Genomic DNA, 19,414 nt, shown 5'->3' on the forward strand with positions numbered 1-19,414 from the left:
TTGGGAAATGTTGTTGGAGGGGGATTATTAGAAATGGAGATCGAATTTCTTGGAACGGGTGGTGCCATAACGATACCTAGACCACTTTGTAATTGTAATGTCTGTTCAGAAGCAAGAAATAAGGGGGTGCCATTCAGTAGAATGGGGCCAAGTATATTTGTACATGGTCCTGATTTATTGATAGACACACCAGAAGATATTTACCAGCAGATTAACCGTTCTACTGTAGAGGATGTCAAAGGGTTGATATATTCTCATTGGCACCCAGACCACGTAATGGGAAGAAGAATAATTGAATCTTTAAGTGCAGATTGGATTAACCATCCTCCTCATCATAAGAAATTAGATGTTTATGTACCAGAACAAGTAGATACAGATTTCAAAACATTTCTTGGTAGTAGCGACCATCTACACTTCTTTGAATCACAAGAATTTGCTACCTTAAATAAACTAAAGGATGGAGAGATCGTATTCTTAAATAATACAAAAATTTTTCCGTTTAGGCTGGCAGAGGATTATGTTTATGCATTCTTAATTGAGAGCGATAATAAAAAAGTGCTTATTGCTATGGATGAGTTGAATGATTGGGTACCACCTAAGGACTTAATAGGTGTTGACCTTGCTATATTACCAGTGGGTATTTTTGAATTTCATCCATTACACGGCGAAAGAATATTACCTGAAGATCACCCTGTATTTCAGGAGGAAGCAACCTTTAATGAAACCTTAGAGATCGTCAAAAACCTTGAAGCTAAGCATGTAATCTTAACACACATCGAAGAACCAAATGGGTTGAGTTTTGATGATTTTAAAGAGTTAGAAAGTAAGTTAAAAAGTTCTGGACTGAATATAGAGTTTGCTTTTGATACGCAAATAGTAAAAGTGTAATTTTTTATGATAACGGTAACTCAAATTATTTCTAATTCAAGTCTTCCTGTATAGGGGCCGATAGCTAAACAGTGATTATTGCTTATTGCTAGCAGAGCAACATAATGGAAAGAGGTATAGAAACAATAATATATAAAATTTCAAAACAAATAAATATGGAGTGATTGTATGAATTTTAGAGAATTTGGACTGATATTATTTGTTGAAGAATACGAAAAATGCATTAGTTTTTATAGGGATATTTTGCAATTGCCTGTAAGAAAGATGAAAAAAACATTAGTTACTTTTGATTTACCAAGTGGATATTTAATGATAGAACAAGGAGGTGTGGGCTCGGCTCAAGAAAAAAACAGAGAGCAAAACCCCACTGTTCTACGTTTTGATGTAGACTCGTTAACCACTGAGGTAGAACGGTTAGAGCAAAAAGGTGTTGTTTTTTTACATAATTATATGAAGTTTGATTGGGGAACTATTTCGGTTTTAAAAGACCCTGACGGAAATAGAATTGAACTGGGTGAAATAAATGTTTCAAGTGGTTCACATATCCCGAAGTAAGTGTATAAGATTACTGCAATGCGTTAGTTAGAAATTTTCTTGTAATATCTCGAATTCAAGTCTTCAACTAACGGGGGCAATAGTTGCACGCAGTAGTTATCAACTTATTGTGCTAACGGGGAAGGTTCCTCAAATAGTTAATTAGAAGGAAGTAAGCATTGAAAGCACTTAAATTAGTGAATTTTATCCTAGCTATCATTGCTATGGTGCTGGGGTTCTCTCATCTATTTGTTAATAATGTTCGGATACTATCTGTTTTATTTATCCCCTTTTTGTTCATCTTCTTTTTACTAATGGGAGTTGAACAGGTAATGGCCAAGCAAAAGAAAAGAGGATATTTATATATTGTTGCAGCTATCTTTTTCATTTCTCCAGTGATAAAAGTATTAACTGCACATTTATAAACGAACATAATGCATATGTAATTACATAAAATATTCAGAAATTCATCTTGAATTCGAGTCTTCCGTAAACGGGGGCTTTAGCTTAATAAACTAAATCAGAAAATCGGTTCCTAAGCGTTGTAAAGGAACCGATTTTTTATGTTCTAAATTGCTGAAAGTTGTAAATTCGCATTTTCCTGACGCCCCCCTTTATAGCCATCAGACATGCAGAATAATTTTCACCATTAATAACTTTTGTAGTTTTGATATGCTAAAATAACATAATAAATAGGTTTTTTTTGGAAATCAGAATGGATAGGAGAAGGCTACTATGGACAATGCAATAAGATTTAATATGAGATCATTTTATAAGTCTTATGATCTTGAGGAAGGAACCATAAACAAGTTCCGATTCCAAAAATTAATAAGCGAAAATTATAGTGAGAGCAATGACTTGGATTTTAAGGAAATGTTACCTTCTTATGATAAGTTAGCAAAACACATCTTAGCTTTTGCCAATTCTGGCGGTGGTGCCTTATTAATAGGGGTAGACGATTCTGGTAACCCTGTAGGTTTGTCAGAAATGGTTGATCCTACCGATTTAGAAAGGAATATTAATAGATGGATTCCCAGCCATCTCCTTGATTATTCTCCTGAAATTATTAATTTTCCAGAAGATGAAAGTTATGATGAGTTAAGTGGTAAATCATTTATCGCAATATTCGTAGCAGAACAATATGAGAAAGTCCCTTTTATAGCTGAAAGAGAATCAGATGTTCTCAAGAATAATCAAATCTATTTTCGAAAGAATTCTTCATCTGCAACTGCTGATAGCAATGATTTAAATATTATGTTTAGGAAAAGAGTAGAGGCAACGTATGAAGATATTAGTACCCTTACTTTAGAAGAACACCTGGAACAATTAAAGAAACTTTATGACATTATTCCAGAATATGGTGGGGTGGCAATAAAAGGAGTGAGGCAAGCTTTTATGAAATCTATGGAAGGATTGGATTTTAGTAAATTATCTGTACCCAAAAACCCTCATTATCCTAAAGAAAGCTTTGATGAATTCGTAGGTAAAATAATAAAAAAGAAGAAGGAAGTTATCGAAGATCTAATAGAAGTTAAAAATAGATAATGAATCAAAGATAATTTATAACCCTAGAAAGAGAAGTACTAGAATACGAAGAGAAGAGCATTTTACTTAAAGCTTGAACATATCTCGAAATCAAGTCTTCAAGAAACGGGGGGCAATTCTACAACAAAAGAATTGCCCTCTTCTTAATGTTTTGGGCAGGTTAGGTGAAGACTTGGGTTCTAGATAATAGCCAGTTTTGAAACTAAACTGGATTAGTATCGTATGTTTATTAAGAGAAATGATTTTGGAGGAATTAGATGGGAAATGAAACTCCTGAAAAAAGAAGAGAAAAACTAAGTCAAAAAGAGTTAAGCAATCCTTCAAGTAGTGGACACGGAAGCAATCTTGCAGATTTAGTTGGTGGCTTAGGCTGGAAGGGAACTGGTATATTTATTCTCCTAATAATAGCTGGGTTTATAATTTATTCCTTGTTTTTTCGATAAGAGACATATTGTAAAACAATAAGGTATATCTCTAATTCAAGTCTTACGTAAACGGGGGCAAATCCTGAACCTAATGGTACACCTTTTATTGAAGGATATTCTTAATTTGTGTCAGCCTCTAATACATATTTTATCAATATTAAGAAACTAATACCATCTTAAATGCGTCTTGATGAGAACAAGGCTTTTTTTAGTAACTGGGGGAGGATGGTTTTATTGAAAGAGAACAAAAAGCACATGATTCGGTGGAGAAGCTTTACCATTTTTTCGTGTACTATAGGATTGCTCGTTGGTATATTTTCAGTTATATCAGATAATTTACCATACTTTGGTGAAAAGATAACGATGATTGAATTTGTCGTATCCTATTTAGCGGTCATGATCAACTCTTTGCCAGTGTGGTTTTTACTAGCGATGGTGGCTGGGTTTTTATTTGCAAGGGAATTGAAAGGATCAGTAATTGTAGGAGTAATCTATACGCTAGCGGCTATAACGTTTTACTTTGTAATTAGTAAGTTCTATGGAAGCAACACCGTAACTAGTTCACTTGAAGAAAGAGCACTCATGTATTTGGTGTGGTACATAGTTTCTGCTGTTGGGGGATTGTTAGGTGGAATTGCAGGATTTTTATTGAAAAAGAACCATTATACCATCTTAATTCTAACTATAGGGTTAATGGTGCAGATAATCATAAATGGGGGAAGTAACTGGAACAACATGGTTGGGATTGCTCAAAATACAACATATTGTCTAATGCTTGTAAGTACAATTATATATTTAATAATTCAAGGGAAGAGACATAGCTTATACATGCAAAGCTAAACGGGCGAAATCTATATCTTCTCCAACATGCCTTGAACTCGAGTCTTCATGTATAGGGTGCTAAAGTAAAAAAACAGTAAGAAATATCTCGAATCTGAGTCTTACATAAACGGGGGGCTTTACTTTATTAGGGAATATTATAAGTTAATATTTCTTGTTCACTTGTTTTGGCATAACCCCGATGAAAATAAAGAAAGAGGTGTGACAATGAGAAACGCTTTAGGGTATGGTTTCTTATTATTAATTATATTGTCAATTACAATATTCTTTAGCCTGAAAATGTTCATTAGTTTAGTTAATATTATCGGTTTTGGGTCAGCTTTAATTTCTGCTTTCCTTATGAAAACGTTTATTAGAAGGTCTGAATTAAATGTGGCTTCAACAGATAAAGGAGATAGAGAAGAAAGAAGGTTAGGAATGAAGATTGGCATATTCGGTTCACCATTTCTGATTACTTCGATTATTTTTTTGATAACGTAAATAAAAGCAGTTTTATAGATAATGGCGAATTATCTCGAAATTAAGTCTTCATGAAACGGGGGGCGTTTGCTTAATAGCGTGCCCCCTTGTTACATAATGAAAACAGGTCCTATTTCAAGACCAGCCAATCGAAATGACGAGAGTTATGTATAAGTACGTCATAAAGGAGAGATGAAACTAATGAAGCATTTAATAGGTTTGTATGCTGTTATGGCAACGATGGTATTTGTTACTTTAACAAGTGAATATATTTTCAAAGGTGATTTTTCAGCTATTGCAAGTTGGTTCATAACTATGTTATTTCTTCTTGGAACTATATTTTTTGTGAATGCAAGGTATTTTTTATCTGAAAAGTAAAACGGTGAGTAAGTTAAATGCTTACTAAAAGATATCTTGAAACCAACTCTTTCGCTAATGGGGGCAATTCTGAAACAAATGATTGCCCTCCTTTAATTTTCAGACAATTATCATTAAGGTGATACTCTTAACTTTTCTGTTTTTACAAGTCTTATACTTATCGGTAAAAGTTAAGAACGATAAAAATACCAACTATTATATACCTGCCTTTATTGTAAGTATAGCTACAGCTTGGTCTATTTTAAAAACCTTTACTATGAGTGGATTTGGTGTTATTACCTCATATTTTTTTCTACTATAGGATTATTCATTTTATTTGTTTTTACCAAACATCCTCCGTTTTCAAAAGAAAAAATGTAAGGTCCTCTTGAAATTGAGTCTTTAACTAACGAGAGATTTAGTTCATTAAGCCAATTGTAAAAAAAGGAACTTCCACAAATTTGGGAGTTCTTTTTTTCTAGTAATATTACACTAAACTTTAACAAAGTCATTTTTAATAAGCCTTTTAAAAAGGAGGATTTCCTATAGGGTGGAAAAATTATGAAATTTAGATGGTTAGATATCTCTTAAGTTTATGTCCAAAAATTTCAGCATTTTATGTCACAGTGTGATATAGTCGTAGTGTGACATACTTAAAAATGGAAAAAGGGGATTAATTAATGAAAAAGCCAGAAAAAACTTACATACCTATGACTGAAACGGCTTTCTACATTTTGCTTGCATTAACTGAACCCCGCCATGGCTATGGCATTATTAAACACGTTGAAAATCTAACACAAGGGAGAATAAGTTTAGGTTCGGGGACTGTGTATGGAACATTGACGAAGATGCAACGCGATGGTTTGATCGTCAAGTATGCAGATGGTGAGCGGAAAAAAGTATATGAAGTTACAGAAGACGGTAAAAAGATCATGAGAATGGAGATAGAAAGACTTAATGAACTCTACAATAATGCAGTCAGATATAAGGGGGAGTTTTTATGACCACATCGATTTTTCGACCCTTTTGGAGTTACGATCCGATTAAAACGGAACAATGGCTGGAAAAGAAAGCAAGCGAAGGGCTTTTTTTGACTGGACTCAATCGGTGGACAAGAAAGTTCTATTTTAAAAAAGAGGACCCTAAAACCTATACCTATAGACTTCAATATGAGAAGGTTGACCACTTCCCACAGGCTTTAGTTGAGGCAGGCTGGAAATCGGTTGCGAAAGAAGGTCGTTGGAGAATGATCTGCCATGAGGGTGCTGCAAACAAGGAGCCTATAAGGGATAACATGGCCTCAAGGAACAAAGTTCATTACTATACTTTCATGGCGGTTTTCATTTATATGCTTATCGCAGCCGGAATGGCTGGAATGCTGACTCTCACAGTACTTTTAGGTGGTGGATCAGCGACGTTCGTTCCCAGTCCTTATTGGGCAATAACTATTACTGTAGGACTGACGCTTTGGACTGTAATTCCTTATTCAACACTCACGTTACATAAAGGGTTGAAAAAACTGAAAGTAGATCCATCATCTTCTACAGAACGGAACTCAAGCCTTATCAAGTTTACGAAATGGCGTTTAGCCTGGGTGTTTGCTCCTGACCGTTTAGAAAAATGGCTGGAGTGTATGGAACAAAAAGGATATCAGTTAGAAAAAGTCAGCAGATGGGGGCTTAGGTTTTCCTTCAGTGAAGGAGAACCGAGAATGGTAAGCTATGCGGCTGATTTTCAAAAAACGATTGAATCGGACTATTTTTATATGCATAGCGATCAAGGGTGGAGTCAATTGTTTCATTCTTCTTCTCTGTTTATGTCTTGGACATTATGGTCGAAAACGTACACTAATGATGAGGAAAGACCCCAACTGTACACTGACCCCCATCACAAATTAAAGCATGCCAAGCGTGTTACTCTGTGGCAGGGAGGAATATTTTTACCTTTGGTGATTCTCTATATATGGTTAATCACAATGAATATCAATGGAATTTTCCAGGGGGAAATTCTTGATTCGACCTTTTGGGTGGTAGTTGTGCAAACCATCATCGTTATCGAATTCGGTTATTTTTTTGTTCGTTCATTATTGTATTATAGCCGAGTTAGGAAGACGATACAGTGATGGAAAGAATGCTTACACACTTCCTTAATAAGGCTCGTGAGACTTGAATATTGAATGGTTAGGTTTTATTCAACCTTCATTTATCTTGAAATCAATTTTTAAATTATTGGGGGCTTTACTTCAATAAGCCTATTCCTATAAAAAAGGAACTTCCACAAGATTGGAAGTTCCTTTTTTATAGGAATATCAACTCTAAAATTTAACAGAGTCTTTTAATTAACCGAAGATCCGCTTCATGATAGCCAGTCCAAGGGATGAACCGGGATAACGGAAGCTTTGATCGAATTTAGTGGTTTGTTTTGTGATGCTCTTCTGATGGGTGAACGTGTCAAAGCTGGCCTGGCCGTGGTAATGACCCATGCCGCTTTCACCAACGCCCCCGAAGGGGAGGTGAGGGTTGATAATATGGTAAAGGGTGTCATTGATACAGCCTCCACCGAATGAAATGCGGTTGAGCACCTGCTGCTGTTCGATTTCATTTTCTCCGAAGTAATAAAGGGCCAGTGGTTTTGGACGTTCGTTGATCTGTTCAACCACCTCATCCAGTTCATCATAGGTGAGGACCGGCAGAATCGGTCCGAAAATCTCATCCTGCATCACAGGATCAGCCCAAGTCACCTGATCGAGGATGGTAGGAGCGATTTTCTCCTGGCGTTCATCGACAGCCCCTCCGACAACAGTCGTACCGGACGTTAGATAATTGGAAAGTCTCTTAAAGTGGGAGGCATTCACGATTTTCGTATAGTCCGGGTTTTTGAGAGGATGTTCTCCGTAGAACTCCTGGATGTACTTCTTCATCGATCGGATCAGGTCAGCTTTCACTTCATGATGGACGTACAAATAGTCTGGAGCAATGCAGGTCTGCCCGGCATTGGTGAATTTCCCCCAGACAATCCGTTTGGCAGCAAGGTCTACAGACGCATCTTTATGGACGATGGTTGGACTCTTCCCGCCAAGTTCGAGGGTGACTGGAATCAACCGTTGGCTCGCTTTTTCCATGATGATTTTCCCAACCGGAACACTGCCTGTGAAGAAGATGTAGTCCAGAGGCTGGTCGAGCAGCTCCTGCGTCACGTCCTTATCCCCTTCCACAACAGCGATATAGGAGGAAGGGAAGTACTGCTCCACCATCTTTTTCAATACCCAGGAAACGGTCGGTGTCAGTTCGGAGGGTTTAAGGATGACCGTATTTCCGGCCGCAACGGCTCCGATCACCGGGGCGAGGGCCAGCTGAATCGGATAATTCCACGGGGCAATGACAAGGACGGTTCCGAATGGCTCTTTTTTGATGTAGTTTTTTGAACCGGTATGTGTGAGAGGCGCTTTAACCTTTGTCGGCTGCATCCAGTTTTTCAACTGTTTAAGATGATGGTCGATTTCACTCTTCAGAAAAGCAATCTCTGAGGCATAGGCTTCATATTCGGATTTGTTCAAATCAAATTTTAATGCATTCAAAATCGGTTTTTCAAAGGTAGTGAGCATCTGTTTCATCTTCTGCAGCTGCTCCCTGCGAAAGGTGTAGCTTCTCGTGTGACCTTCCTGGAACCATGATTTTTGTGCTTGTACAAGGGTATGCATCCTGGGGCCTCCTCAATGATTTCTGGAAATATAATGCTGGTAAAAATCTTTGGAAATGGTCGTATTCGGGAAAATTTCCCTGGCTTCATCCAGCAGCTGCTGGACGGCTGTCCCCTGGTACCTGGATGAGATGTGGTTGAGAATCAGCTCACGCACACCGGCTTCTTTAGCGAGGGAGGCGGCCTGTTTCACGGTGGAGTGGAAATAATTAAAGGCCATTTCCTCCTGATCACCGGCAAACGTTGCTTCATGAACGAGGACATCAAAGCCTTTCAAGGGGCCGGCAAGCTCCGGGAGACAGCGGGTATCACCAAGAATGGCCACTTTCCTTCCTTTTTTAGGGGGACCGGTGACATCGTTCCGTCGAATGATTCGTCCATCTTCCAGCTCTGTTTCCGGCCGGCTTTTAATCTGCTGATAAATGGGGCCTGGCTGGATACCAAGCTCCTGCAGCTTTGATGGGAGGAGTTCACCGAGCTGGTCCTTTTCCTTTAGGAGATACCCAAAGCTCTCAAGCCCATGCTCCAGACGGACAGCTTCAACAATAAACTGTTTATCCTCAAACAACAGCCCCTCTTCAACCTCTTCGACATACAGAGGGTAGCGCAGGTGTGTTCCGCTTAATCTCAAGCTGATATCAATGTATTCTTTTAATCCGCGAGGACCGTAAACGGTTACAGGACTCTCGCCGCCCTGGAAGGACCGGCTGCTTAATAAACCGGGCAGCCCGTATATATGGTCGCCGTGCAGGTGGGTAATGAAAATAGCTTCGATTCTGCGGGGCCTTATCGTTGTATTCAGGATCTGCTGCTGGGTGCCTTCCCCGCAGTCAAAGACCCATGTCGTTCCCCGTTCTTCGAGCATTCGTAAAACGAGCGAAGAAACATTCCGCTCTTTTGATGGGACTCCGGATCCTGTCCCTAGAAAAAATAGTTCCATAGCAACACACTCCTACTTTCTCCATGATACCATCCGCGGAAGGAGAACTCACTTCATATGGTACAAAAAACTGCCGGACTTGGATCCGGCAGTTGAGGTGCATCCTTTACCAGGCTCTTGTATACGGCCCTGGTCCTTCTAATGAATAACCAAGATCATCAGCAGCCTGTTTCGGCCAGTAAGGGTTCCTTAAAAAGGCGCGGGCGATGAAGATCAAGTCGGCCCGTTCGTTCTGCAGAATTTCCTCTGCCTGTATCCCGCTGGTAATTAAACCGACGGCTCCTGCCGCGATATCCGCCCCGTGCTTGATCTGTTCAGCAAATGTCACCTGATAACCCGGGTAAGGCTCGATGGATGCAGGGACGACGCCCCCGGAGCTGACATCGATGAGATCCACTCCCTGCGTCTTCATCTCGGAGGAGAAATAAAGAAAGTCATCCATGGTATTCCCATCCTCATGATATTCTTCACCGGATATCCGTACAAACAATGGACCGGACCACACTTCCTTGACGGCTTCAATGACTTTACGAAGAAAGAGGTACCGGCTCTCGCGGCTGCCTCCGTATTGGTCCGTCCGGAAGTTGGTGAGCGGGGACAAGAACTGGTTGATCAAGTAGCCATGGGCGGCGTGGAGTTCGATGATATCGAATCCGGCTTTTTCTGCACGTCCGGCACTTTTGCGGAAAGCTTCGATGGCTGATTCAATTTTTTCCTTGGACATTTCCACAGGTTCTTTCATCGAAGAGTTGAATGCTTTTGCGCTGGGAGCGAAAATCTCTCCCTTGAGATTCGCTTTACGTCCGGCATGCGCAAGCTGTATGGCGGAGGCAGCTCCATGACGGTGAATGCCATCATTGATTTTCTTCAATCCTTCGATTTGGTCATCCTCCCAGATGCCGAGGTCCTCGTGGGAAATCCTTCCTTCCGGTAGAACGGAGGTGGCTTCAATCATCACAAGACCCGCCTGACCGGCAGCGCGGCTTTCGTAGTGGGCGAGGTGGAAGGGCTGGACTCTTCCGTCCTGTTCGTGTAAGGAATACATACACATGGGAGACATAACGATCCGGTTTTTTAACGTGACGTTTTTTATCGTGCAGGGTTGGAATAATCGATGTTTCATTCAGACTCCTCCTTGGTGTCCCGGAAATTCTGTTTCAGTTCACGCAGCGAATACCGGCTTCCCCGCCACTCAATGCCGCCTCTGAACCATGTCAGGATGAGGGCCCGTGCCAGCATGTAGAGAAACAGAACAGCGGACAGCGGAAGGACAGAAGCAAGCCACAGTGGATACGTTGTAAACGCCCGGGTCGATAAGATATATAAATAAAATAACAAAAGGACATTGATGAAGCTAATCATCTGCACGGAGGAATCGGGATGAAACAAAAGGAAAAAAGGAAGGACCTGGGATAGAAAGACACCAAATAAAGCAGAAATGGAAAGCAGAAATGAGTAGTTCAGTCCGGCAAAGGCGTTTTTCTCAAACCCTTTCAGGGCGGAAGGGAGATCTGGATACCATTCAACAGAGAGGTGCTGGGTAGCGGAAACGAACATTTGAGAGCAGCGTGCGGCTTTCATCCGCTGACCAAGAGCCAGATCATCGTCCGCCCGCATTTTCATTTTTTCATGACCGCCGATATGTTCATACGCCTCAGCTTTCATGAACTGGAAGGCACCAATACCCATCCCTTTAGTTGACCCCGGATCATTTGCGGTCCACGGCCGTTTCAAGTAACTGAACCCGAATAAGAAAAAAGAGATTAAACCTTTTAAAAGGAACGAACCGGCCTTGAGATCAGGAGCGGCTGTTACATAGTCGAGCTGGTGTTTTTCCATCAGCTTCACGGCATATCGGAGGGTATCCTCGTGAAAATGGATATCCGCATCTGTAAATAATAGATAGTCTCCTCCGGCCTTGGAGGCTCCCAGGTGAAGGGCGTGATTTTTACCGAGCCAGCCTTCCGGGAGATCCGTCACGTGGACAGGGATAATCTGCGGGTGACGGGCAGCTGCCTCATCAATCCATGTGCCCGTCTTGTCGGTAGAACGGTCATTGACAACGATGATTTCATCAGGAGGGAGGGTTTGTTGAACAAGGGAGTCCAGCGTCTGGATGATTGCTTTTTCCTCGTCTTTAGCAGCGATGATAATGGAAATGTCCGCGACCGGATCTGAATGTGAAAGGCCGGCCGAAGACAGGGAGGGGATGTTCCGTATCCCTGTCTTAAAATCAACAAGTAGAACGACCCATACAACTGCTGCCAGCACGTAGATCCAGAACAGCATTATCGGCCACTCCGTTTATGGTGCAGCTCCCTGTATTCAAGAGCAAGGTGGGGCACATCGGTGAAAATGCCGTTGACTCCAAGCTTGTAGCATTTTTTCATCATGGCCGGTCGATTGACGGTATAGATCCGCAGGGCCAGTTTTTCCTTCGCCGCCTGTTTAACGAGGCGTTTGTCCAACAGTCGGTGTTTCACATGAAGGGCGTCAGCCTGCAGGGATTTCGCATAGTGAGGAAGCCGCCTCATTTTTGTAGAGGTGAGAAAGGCTGTCTCCACGGAAGGATTGATTTCTTTCATCCGTTCGATAGAATCCGAATTGAAGCTTGATATGACGGTCCGTTCCAGGACGTGATACCGCTTTAAGGAATCGTAGACGATGCGTTCAATATTCTTGTATTCAATGACATTCGTTTTTAATTCCACATTCAGGAACATCGGCTGGTCACGAAACCAGCGAAGGAACTCGTCTAGTGATACAATGGATGTATCAGAAAATTCCGGCGAAAACCAGCTTCCAGCATCAAGAAGCCGGAGTTCCGCATATGTATAATCTTGTACGAACCCGGTTCCGTTCGTCGTACGTCTCAGGTTTTCATCATGAATGAGCACGGGAACCTGGTCTTTCGTCAGCTGGACGTCGGTTTCAATTCCCTCTGCGCCAGCCTGACGAGCCAGCTCAAAAGCGGGCATGGTGTTTTCCGGAGCCAGTTTACTTGCTCCTCTGTGGGCATAAACGAGTGTTTTTACCAAGGGGGTCACCTCTTCCAAGTGGGCTCTATGAGTCTGATTGTGTTTGATATTCTGTGAAAAGTCAACAAGGAGTGTGGAGTGATGAAGGTATGGCAGACGAAAGAACAATTGACGGATCTGCTCTGCTCGCTGGTGGAGTATCCGAGTATTACGAACAGCGATGAAGAGATCGCCATCATTGAATACTTATATTATATTTTGGAGGACAGGGATTATTATAAAAAGCATCCCGATCATCTTAAACGGCATCCTCTTGATGATGGACGACAGCTTCTCACTGCGCTTGTGAAAAATGGAGAAGCGGAGGAAACCATCGTCCTGCTTGCCCATGTTGATGTCGTTGGTGTCGAAGATTACGGATCGTATCAGAATCTGGCGTTCTATCCACGGGAGTTAACGCAGGAACTACATAAAAACAGCAGCGACCTGCCAAAAGAAGCGTTGAAGGACTTGGAATCCGGAAACTGGCTCTTCGGGCGGGGGACGATGGATATGAAAGCTGGTCTAACTGTTCATTTGTCTCTTTTGGAAAAGGCGATGAATGGTGAATTTGAAGGAAATCTACTGCTCATTGCGGTTCCTGATGAGGAAGTGAACTCTGAGGGGATGCTGGCAGCACTTCCGGCCTTGAGGGAAATCAAAGAACAAGAAAATCTCGTGTATAAGACCGCTTTGAACGGTGAGCCGATGTTCAGTAAGTATCCGGGTGATCCGGCCTACTATTTATATACCGGTTCCATAGGGAAAGCGCTGCCCGGTTTCCTGTGTTACGGGAAGGAAACCCATGCAGGGGAGCCCTTCGGCGGTCTGAATGCCAATTTAATGGTCAGCTATCTGGCTCAGGAAATGGAGCTGAATGAAGCCTTTATCGAAAAGGTCGGGGAAGAGCGGACACCGCCGCCGATCAGTTTGATGCAGCGGGACTTGAAATTTGAATATTCCGTACAGACCCCGCAGGCAGCTGTGGCCATGTACAACGTCCTGTATATGAAGCAGACGATCAAGGAATTGAATGAGAAGCTGCTGCTGGCCGCCCAACGTGCAAAAGCCAAGATCATCAATCATTATCATCATCAGGCATCGTATTATTTGGAAGGCACCCAGACGTCAGCCTTTCATCCGGATATCACGATCCTTACGTATGACCAGCTTTACAAAGAAGCGGTCGAAAGGTATGGGGAGATGGAAGTGGAACGTCGGCAGAACCGGCTTGTGAAACTGCGTGATCAGGGAGATCGTGATTTCTCAACGACTCTCGTGCAGAGTCTCGCTTCCCTGTGTAAGGATATCAGTCCGATGATTGTTCTTTTTTACAGTCCACCGTTCTATCCGGCGGTTTCCTCGCACCACGATCCAATGATCCAGCACGGAGCGCAGACAGCTATGGATTATGCCCGTACACATTATGGAGAAGAACTTGAAGTAGTGGAGTACTTTACAGGTTTGTCAGATTTGAGCTTCATCGGCCCGACATCCGCCCGCTCGTCCCTGACGGATTTGACGAAACAGATGCCGATTCACGGAAATGGGTTTGAATGGCCGGCGGAAGACATGGAATCGATCACAATGCCGATTATTAACGTAGGCCCTCTGGGTAGGGATCCTCACCAGTGGACGGAGCGGCTTGAGTTGACCTACAGTTTTGAAAAGCTTCCAAAAATCGTAACCGAAACGATTCACGAACTATTTAAAGCGTGAAGCACATAAGAAAAGCCTGGAATGAAAATCATTCCAGGCTTTTTGATTATCCATTGTATTCAAATCCGGCACCAGGGCCGATGGGAAGACCTGTCATCATCCAGATGAGGAGCATAATCATCCAGATGATGAAGAAGGCAATGGAATAAGGGAGCATGGCGGAAATCAGTGTACCAATGCCCACTTTTTTATCATATTTTTGTGCAAAAGCAATCACAATCGCAAAGTACGGCATCAACGGTGAGATGACGTTGGTCGTAGAGTCGGCAATCCGGTAGGCAAGGGTTGTCAATTCCGGTGAATAACCGAGCTGCATCATAAGTGGCACGAAGACCGGCGCCATAATCGCCCATTTGGCTGAAGAGCTTCCGATAAACAGGTTGATGAATCCGGCCACAAAAATGAAGGCGATAATCAGGCCGATGCCTGTAAAGCCAAGGTTATCGAGAAAATCGGCCCCGCTGACGGCAATCACTTTACCAAGGTTGGTGTGGTTGAAGTAGGCAACGAACTGTCCTGCCGTGAAGGCAAGGACGATGTACATGCCCATGGAAGCCATCGTATCGGACATCTGCCCGGCGACATCCTTATCGTTTTTAATTTCCTTCGTCACTTTTCCATAAATAAATCCTGGGACAAAAAACAAAATCAAGATAACAGGAACAAGGCTGTGGAAAAATGGAGACGCAAGAAAATCATCCGGATCACGCAGCGGTCCCCATTCCGGTACAACAAGCAGAGCCATGAGAGCGATGGTCACGATGAAACCGATCAGTGCACCTGTCATTCCTTTTTTCTCAATGGCTGTTAAGTAGTTGACTTCTTCCTTCACGCCGCCCTTATAGGTGCCAAGACGCGGCTCAACGATTTTATCTGTCACAATGGTACCGACAATCGTTAATACAAACACAGAGGCAATCATGAAGTAATAGTTCATCGTATACAAAATCGTATCCGCATACTCCGGATCGATGGTAGCAGCTGCCTGGATCGTTAAATCACCAAGCAGTGGATCCAGAGCGGTCAGCAGCAGGTTGGCACTGAATCCGGCGGATACACCGGCAAAAGCAGCTGCAAGTCCAGCAAGCGGATGTCGGCCGAGGCCGGCAAACAGTACGGCACCGAGGGGCGTCAAGACGACATACCCGGCGTCTGCGGCCATACTGGACATAATTCCTCCGAAAACGAGGGAAGCAGTCATTAATGAGCGTGGCACGGAAGTAACGAGACCCCGGAGCATCGCACTGATCAATCCGGATCTCTCAGCAATCCCGATACCCAGCATCGTGACCAACACGGTTCCAAGTGGTGCGAATCCTACAAAGTTTTCAACCATGCTTTCAAACATATATTTAATACCTTCACTGGAAAGCAGATTCACCACCTGCAGGGTTTCACCTGAAGCGGGATCTTCCACTTCAACACCTGCTGTGGAAGCAATCCATGAAGCAATGATGACCAGCAGTGCAAAAACAGCAAACAATGTAACAGGGTGGGGAAGTTTGTTCCCGACACGTTCCACGCCGTCAAGCAGGCGCATTGTCAGCCCTTTTTTCTCCTGTTTTTCCATGATTCTCCTCCTTACAGCTTTTCAAAAAGTTCTTTCTTTTACATAGACGCGTTAAAGTATAAAGAATTGTAAGACTTTTTTGAAGGGTGTTTGAAAAAGTGCTACTAGAAAGAGTATTACGAATTATAGGATATTTAAACATCCGTATGCGGGAAATCCGAAAAGAAACATGGTACAATATAAGAAATGAATGTTCATTCAGTTTGGAGGAAGGGTATGAAAACATTGAAAGATACAATTACTCAAATCACAATGCCTACGCCCTATGCGGTGGGAGATGTCCATACGTACCTGTTGAAAGGGGACCGCCTTACCCTTGTGGATGCCGGTGTCCGTACAGAAGATGCTTGGAACGCGCTTGTCGATCAGTTGAAAATGACAGGGTACAGGCCTGAGGATATTGAGCAGGTGATCCTTACACATCATCATCCTGACCATATGGGTTGGGTGGATCGTTTTTCACGTGTCCAGACGATCGCAGGTCATCCTAAATTGAAGCCGTGGCTGGAGAGGGATGACAGCTTCTTTGAACGGTACGAATCATTTTTTAAGTGGATGTATAAGGAATCGGGTGTCCCGGAGCGCTTTGATTCTCTATTGAAAGGGCTGAAAAAACCGCTGAAATGGACGGCAGAAGGGAAAATGACGCACCTCCTGGAAGAAGGCTGTATTCTCCCCGGCCATGACGAATGGGAGGTGCTTGAAACCCCTGGGCATGCCCAGAACCACCTGTCCTTTTTCCGGAAAGACGACGGTGCCTTGATCGGGGGAGATCATCTTCTTGCCCATATTTCCTCCAACCCTTTACTGGAGCCTGCCTACAGTCCGGGAGAAGGACGGCCGAAGCCTCTTCTTCAGTACCGGGCTTCCATGAAGAAACTGCTTCCTTTGAACATGAACACGGTTTATCCGGGCCATGGGAAGGTGTTCGGTGATGTGAATGCTCTTATACAAACCCGTCTGACAAAGCAGGAGCAGCGGGCGGAAAAAGTTTTCCGCATGTTTAAGGACGGACCGCAGCGTGCCTATGACGTATGTGAGCGTCTGTTTCCCAAGCATGTAGAATCCCAGCTTGGGCTGACGATGTCGGAGACCGTAGGACAGCTGGATTATTTGGAGTCGATAAATCGGCTGAAAACCTCTATCATAGAAGGGGAGAAATTTTACGAAATGAACGGGTGATCATATGAATGAACGTTTAAAGGGAAAAAAGATCCTGATTACCGGGGCCTCCAGCGGAATCGGACAGTTTCTTGCCATCCATGCAGCATCAGAAGGTGCTGTTCCGATTTTGACGGCCAGGTCAGAGGATAAACTGGAACTGATGAGTGAAACCATCGAAAGCACTTTCGGCACATCCTGTCCGTGGTATAAAGCCGATCTGTCCAATGATGCAGAATGGAAAGACACCATTGACAAAATCTGCTATGAACAGGGGTCTGTCGATGCATTGATTAACAATGCAGGGGTGGCGGTGTTCGATTATGTAGCCGATTCAAACTGGCAGGATATTGACCGGATGGTGTCAGTCAATGTGACGTCATTGTTCCGCGCAACTCATCAACTGCTGCCCCACCTGCTTCAGAACGGGGAAGGGCATATTGTGAATATCGCCTCCCAGGCTGGGAAGATGGCGACGCCGAAATCCGCTGTTTACGCCGCTACGAAACATGCCGTGCTTGGGTTTACCAACGCATTAAGGATGGAAGTAGAGCCGCTCGGCCTTCATGTAACGAGCGTCAACCTCGGTCCTGTCCGGACAAACTTTTTTAAGCAGGCGGACCCGAGTGGGAATTATGAAAAAGCCGTGGATAAGATGATGCTGGATCCGAATAAGGTGGCAAGAGTCGTCATCAGCCGCTTATTCACGAAACAGCGGGAGATCAACCTGCCTTCCTGGATGAATTCAGGAAGTAAAGTATACGCGGTAGCTCCCTCAGCGGTCGAAAAAATCATGCATAAACAGTTTAAGAAAAAATAAGGATATCCAACCTCCGGGCCTGCTGGCCGGGGGTTTTTTTATATTTCAAGACAGGATTACAGGAATTGGAACTTGCAAACACGAACATATATTCGCATAATAGTAGTAAAAACGAAAGGAGAAGGGACATGAGCAATCCGAATATTGATTACACCCGCTATCCGGATCGTGGCATCCTCTGTGTGGATATGAAAAGTTTTTACGCCAGCTGTGCAGCGATTGACCGCGGGCTTGATCCTTTAACTTGTTCCCTGGCGGTCGTTGCGGATATGAACCGGAGAGGGAGCGTTGTTTTGGCTGCGACACCGGCCATGAAACAGAAATACGGCATCCGTACGGGGAGCCGTCTGTTTGAAATACCATCGTCACCGGATATTGTGATTGTGTCCGCTCAAATGAGGAAATATTTGGAGGTGTCTACGCAAGTCACGCACCTCTTTCATAAATTCGTTCCTAAAGAGAACATCCATACGTACAGTGTCGATGAAAGCTTTTTGGAAGTTGGAGGGAACAAAGGGAAATTCGGCCGTCCGGATGAGACGGCACAGATGATTATTGATGAATTGAAGGAAACCTTCCATTTGGATGCCGCCATCGGAATCGGACCGAATATGCTGTTATCCAAACTGTGTCTTGATCTGGAAGCGAAAAAGAAGGGCATAGCGCGGTGGACGTTTGAGAACTTTCAGGAGAAATTGTGGCCCGTCGCCCCTTTGTCTGAGATGTGGGGGATCGGCCCGCGGATGGAGCATAGGTTGAACCGGATGGGCATCTGGTCAGTCGGCCAGCTGGCAAAATTTCCGCTGGAACGACTGGAGAAGGCGTTTGGTGTGATGGGGAATCAACTTTATTACCATGCGAATGGGGTGGACTTATCCGATCCGGGAGCTCCGATTATCCATGGCCAGGTGAGTTATGGAAAAAGTCAGATTCTCCTCAGGGATTATCCGGATCCTGAGGAAGTGAAGTACGTTATCCTGGAGATGTGTGAGGAGGTGGCCCGTCGTGCGCGCCGCAAGGGCCATGCGGGCCGGACGATTTCGCTCGGTATCGGCTACAGTAAAAGGGAAGATGGCAGCGGCTTTCACCGGTCTGTATCCATCAATCAGCCGACAAGCATTACGATGGATATTTATCATGCCTGCCTCACTTTGTTTCACCGCTTTTACAACGGGGGAGTCGTCCGCCGCCTATCCATTTCGCTTGGCAGTATTACGGAGGATGCCAGTGTTCAGCTGGACTTGTTTGATCAAGGAAAGGATAAAAAACGTGACCTCGGATATGTCATGGATGAGATTCGTGAACGGTTCGGCCAGGATATGCTGCTCCGGGCGGTTTCCTGGACGGACGCCGGCACAGCTCGACACCGCAGCCGTCTAGTTGGCGGACATTATGCCGAATAAAATCAAAACGATTGTTCTTTGTTAAAGGATTTTTTAC

20 protein-coding genes are annotated in these 19,414 nt (G+C 43.6%); 14 read left to right on the plus strand and 6 right to left on the minus strand.

Translation table 11 applies throughout. The annotated features are described in order from the left end of the window. The first annotated feature begins 33 nt into the window (after positions 1 to 33). The 10 genes from ACXADP_RS08715 to ACXADP_RS08760 all read left to right on the plus strand — a co-directional run bounded on the left by ACXADP_RS08715 (position 34) and on the right by ACXADP_RS08760 (position 7,170). Positions 34 to 888: an MBL fold metallo-hydrolase gene (locus ACXADP_RS08715; protein ID WP_474971265.1), complete on the plus strand. Its 855-nt coding sequence runs from the start codon at positions 34 to 36 to the stop codon at positions 886 to 888. 168 nt (positions 889 to 1,056) lie between these two features. Further along, a complete protein-coding gene (locus ACXADP_RS08720; RefSeq protein WP_474971266.1) occupies positions 1,057 to 1,443 on the plus strand; it encodes a VOC family protein in 387 nt (128 codons plus the stop codon). Positions 1,444 to 1,601: 158 nt separating this feature from the next. Beyond that, positions 1,602 to 1,847: a hypothetical protein gene (locus ACXADP_RS08725; protein ID WP_474971267.1), complete on the plus strand. Its 246-nt coding sequence runs from the start codon at positions 1,602 to 1,604 to the stop codon at positions 1,845 to 1,847. A 310-nt stretch (positions 1,848 to 2,157) separates the two neighbouring features. Then, positions 2,158 to 2,967: an AlbA family DNA-binding domain-containing protein gene (locus tag ACXADP_RS08730; protein ID WP_474971268.1), complete on the plus strand. Its 810-nt coding sequence runs from the start codon at positions 2,158 to 2,160 to the stop codon at positions 2,965 to 2,967. A 257-nt stretch (positions 2,968 to 3,224) separates the two neighbouring features. Continuing rightward, positions 3,225 to 3,410 (plus strand): DUF6366 family protein, encoded by a 186-nt coding sequence (locus tag ACXADP_RS08735; RefSeq protein ID WP_474971269.1) that lies wholly within the window; start codon positions 3,225 to 3,227, stop codon positions 3,408 to 3,410. Between the two features lie 216 nt (positions 3,411 to 3,626). Then, positions 3,627 to 4,232: a DUF6518 family protein gene (locus ACXADP_RS08740; protein ID WP_474971270.1), complete on the plus strand. Its 606-nt coding sequence runs from the start codon at positions 3,627 to 3,629 to the stop codon at positions 4,230 to 4,232. Positions 4,233 to 4,439: 207 nt separating this feature from the next. After that, entirely contained in the window at positions 4,440 to 4,712 is a 273-nt protein-coding gene (locus ACXADP_RS08745; protein ID WP_474968012.1) for a hypothetical protein, read from the plus strand. A gap of 180 nt (positions 4,713 to 4,892) precedes the next feature. Further along, positions 4,893 to 5,069 carry a hypothetical protein gene (locus ACXADP_RS08750; protein WP_474971271.1) on the plus strand — a complete coding sequence of 59 codons (177 nt, stop codon included), beginning with the start codon at positions 4,893 to 4,895 and terminating at the stop codon, positions 5,067 to 5,069. A 659-nt stretch (positions 5,070 to 5,728) separates the two neighbouring features. Continuing rightward, a complete protein-coding gene (locus ACXADP_RS08755; protein WP_474968925.1) occupies positions 5,729 to 6,052 on the plus strand; it encodes a PadR family transcriptional regulator in 324 nt (107 codons plus the stop codon). Continuing rightward, the gene (locus ACXADP_RS08760; RefSeq protein WP_474971272.1) at positions 6,049 to 7,170 is read left to right on the plus strand and encodes a DUF2812 domain-containing protein; all 1,122 of its coding nucleotides are present in this window, start codon (positions 6,049 to 6,051) and stop codon (positions 7,168 to 7,170) included. Before ACXADP_RS08755 ends, ACXADP_RS08760 begins: the two co-directional genes overlap by 4 nt. 216 nt (positions 7,171 to 7,386) lie before the next feature. Here the strand turns inward: ACXADP_RS08760 and ACXADP_RS08765 are convergent, their stop codons facing one another. From ACXADP_RS08765 to ACXADP_RS08785, 5 genes are all read right to left on the minus strand, one after another. Next, entirely contained in the window at positions 7,387 to 8,748 is a 1,362-nt protein-coding gene (locus tag ACXADP_RS08765; protein WP_474971273.1) for an aldehyde dehydrogenase, read from the minus strand. A 12-nt stretch (positions 8,749 to 8,760) separates the two neighbouring features. Continuing rightward, complete coding sequence (gene rnz / locus ACXADP_RS08770; RefSeq protein WP_474971274.1) at positions 8,761 to 9,687, minus strand: ribonuclease Z; 927 nt, start codon at positions 9,685 to 9,687, stop codon at positions 8,761 to 8,763. 106 nt (positions 9,688 to 9,793) lie between these two features. Next, complete coding sequence (gene namA, locus ACXADP_RS08775; protein ID WP_474971275.1) at positions 9,794 to 10,810, minus strand: NADPH dehydrogenase NamA; 1,017 nt, start codon at positions 10,808 to 10,810, stop codon at positions 9,794 to 9,796. Next, positions 10,807 to 11,976 (minus strand): glycosyltransferase family 2 protein, encoded by a 1,170-nt coding sequence (locus ACXADP_RS08780; protein WP_474971276.1) that lies wholly within the window; start codon positions 11,974 to 11,976, stop codon positions 10,807 to 10,809. Before ACXADP_RS08780 ends, namA begins: the two co-directional genes overlap by 4 nt. Beyond that, positions 11,976 to 12,725 (minus strand): glycerophosphodiester phosphodiesterase, encoded by a 750-nt coding sequence (locus tag ACXADP_RS08785; RefSeq protein ID WP_474968919.1) that lies wholly within the window; start codon positions 12,723 to 12,725, stop codon positions 11,976 to 11,978. The genes ACXADP_RS08780 and ACXADP_RS08785 overlap by 1 nt, the downstream gene beginning before the upstream one ends. A gap of 81 nt (positions 12,726 to 12,806) precedes the next feature. On the opposite strand from ACXADP_RS08785, the gene ACXADP_RS08790 reads away from it, so the two are divergent. Further along, a complete protein-coding gene (locus ACXADP_RS08790) occupies positions 12,807 to 14,423 on the plus strand; it encodes a M20/M25/M40 family metallo-hydrolase (RefSeq protein ID WP_474971277.1) in 1,617 nt (538 codons plus the stop codon). A 46-nt stretch (positions 14,424 to 14,469) separates the two neighbouring features. Here the strand turns inward: ACXADP_RS08790 and ACXADP_RS08795 are convergent, their stop codons facing one another. After that, positions 14,470 to 15,993, minus strand: coding sequence for an AbgT family transporter (locus ACXADP_RS08795; RefSeq protein WP_474971278.1), 1,524 nt, complete (start codon positions 15,991 to 15,993; stop codon positions 14,470 to 14,472). Positions 15,994 to 16,209: 216 nt separating this feature from the next. Between ACXADP_RS08795 and ACXADP_RS08800 the strand changes: the two genes are divergently transcribed. The 3 genes from ACXADP_RS08800 to ACXADP_RS08810 all read left to right on the plus strand — a co-directional run bounded on the left by ACXADP_RS08800 (position 16,210) and on the right by ACXADP_RS08810 (position 19,377). Further along, a complete protein-coding gene (locus ACXADP_RS08800) occupies positions 16,210 to 17,175 on the plus strand; it encodes an MBL fold metallo-hydrolase (RefSeq protein WP_474968916.1) in 966 nt (321 codons plus the stop codon). 4 nt (positions 17,176 to 17,179) lie between these two features. Further along, on the plus strand, positions 17,180 to 17,974 hold the full coding sequence (locus ACXADP_RS08805; RefSeq protein WP_474968915.1) for an SDR family NAD(P)-dependent oxidoreductase: 795 nt from the start codon (positions 17,180 to 17,182) through the stop codon (positions 17,972 to 17,974). A 128-nt stretch (positions 17,975 to 18,102) separates the two neighbouring features. Next, positions 18,103 to 19,377, plus strand: coding sequence for a Y-family DNA polymerase (locus ACXADP_RS08810; protein WP_474968914.1), 1,275 nt, complete (start codon positions 18,103 to 18,105; stop codon positions 19,375 to 19,377). The last annotated feature ends 37 nt before the right edge of the window (positions 19,378 to 19,414 follow it).

It is taken from the genome of Halobacillus sp. AWH4_228 (assembly GCF_056158365.1).

Excerpts from the sequence above, each read along its gene's own strand:
- ACXADP_RS08765 (WP_474971273.1), bottom strand. The coding sequence starts at position 8,748 with ATGCATACCCTTGTACAAGCACAAAAATCATGGTTCCAGGAAGGTCAC.
- ACXADP_RS08800 (WP_474968916.1), top strand. The coding sequence starts at position 16,210 with ATGAAAACATTGAAAGATACAATTACTCAAATCACAATGCCTACGCCC.
- ACXADP_RS08805 (WP_474968915.1), top strand. The coding sequence starts at position 17,180 with ATGAATGAACGTTTAAAGGGAAAAAAGATCCTGATTACCGGGGCCTCC.
- ACXADP_RS08795 (WP_474971278.1), bottom strand. The coding sequence starts at position 15,993 with ATGGAAAAACAGGAGAAAAAAGGGCTGACAATGCGCCTGCTTGACGGC.
- ACXADP_RS08755 (WP_474968925.1), top strand. The coding sequence starts at position 5,729 with ATGAAAAAGCCAGAAAAAACTTACATACCTATGACTGAAACGGCTTTC.
- ACXADP_RS08760 (WP_474971272.1), top strand. The coding sequence starts at position 6,049 with ATGACCACATCGATTTTTCGACCCTTTTGGAGTTACGATCCGATTAAA.
- ACXADP_RS08735 (WP_474971269.1), top strand. The coding sequence starts at position 3,225 with ATGGGAAATGAAACTCCTGAAAAAAGAAGAGAAAAACTAAGTCAAAAA.
- ACXADP_RS08810 (WP_474968914.1), top strand. The coding sequence starts at position 18,103 with ATGAGCAATCCGAATATTGATTACACCCGCTATCCGGATCGTGGCATC.
- ACXADP_RS08745 (WP_474968012.1), top strand. The coding sequence starts at position 4,440 with ATGAGAAACGCTTTAGGGTATGGTTTCTTATTATTAATTATATTGTCA.
- ACXADP_RS08730 (WP_474971268.1), top strand. The coding sequence starts at position 2,158 with ATGGACAATGCAATAAGATTTAATATGAGATCATTTTATAAGTCTTAT.
- ACXADP_RS08715 (WP_474971265.1), top strand. The coding sequence starts at position 34 with ATGGAGATCGAATTTCTTGGAACGGGTGGTGCCATAACGATACCTAGA.
- ACXADP_RS08750 (WP_474971271.1), top strand. The coding sequence starts at position 4,893 with ATGAAGCATTTAATAGGTTTGTATGCTGTTATGGCAACGATGGTATTT.
- ACXADP_RS08780 (WP_474971276.1), bottom strand. The coding sequence starts at position 11,976 with ATGCTGTTCTGGATCTACGTGCTGGCAGCAGTTGTATGGGTCGTTCTA.
- namA (WP_474971275.1), bottom strand. The coding sequence starts at position 10,810 with ATGAAACATCGATTATTCCAACCCTGCACGATAAAAAACGTCACGTTA.
- rnz (WP_474971274.1), bottom strand. The coding sequence starts at position 9,687 with ATGGAACTATTTTTTCTAGGGACAGGATCCGGAGTCCCATCAAAAGAG.
- ACXADP_RS08790 (WP_474971277.1), top strand. The coding sequence starts at position 12,807 with ATGAAGGTATGGCAGACGAAAGAACAATTGACGGATCTGCTCTGCTCG.
- ACXADP_RS08720 (WP_474971266.1), top strand. The coding sequence starts at position 1,057 with ATGAATTTTAGAGAATTTGGACTGATATTATTTGTTGAAGAATACGAA.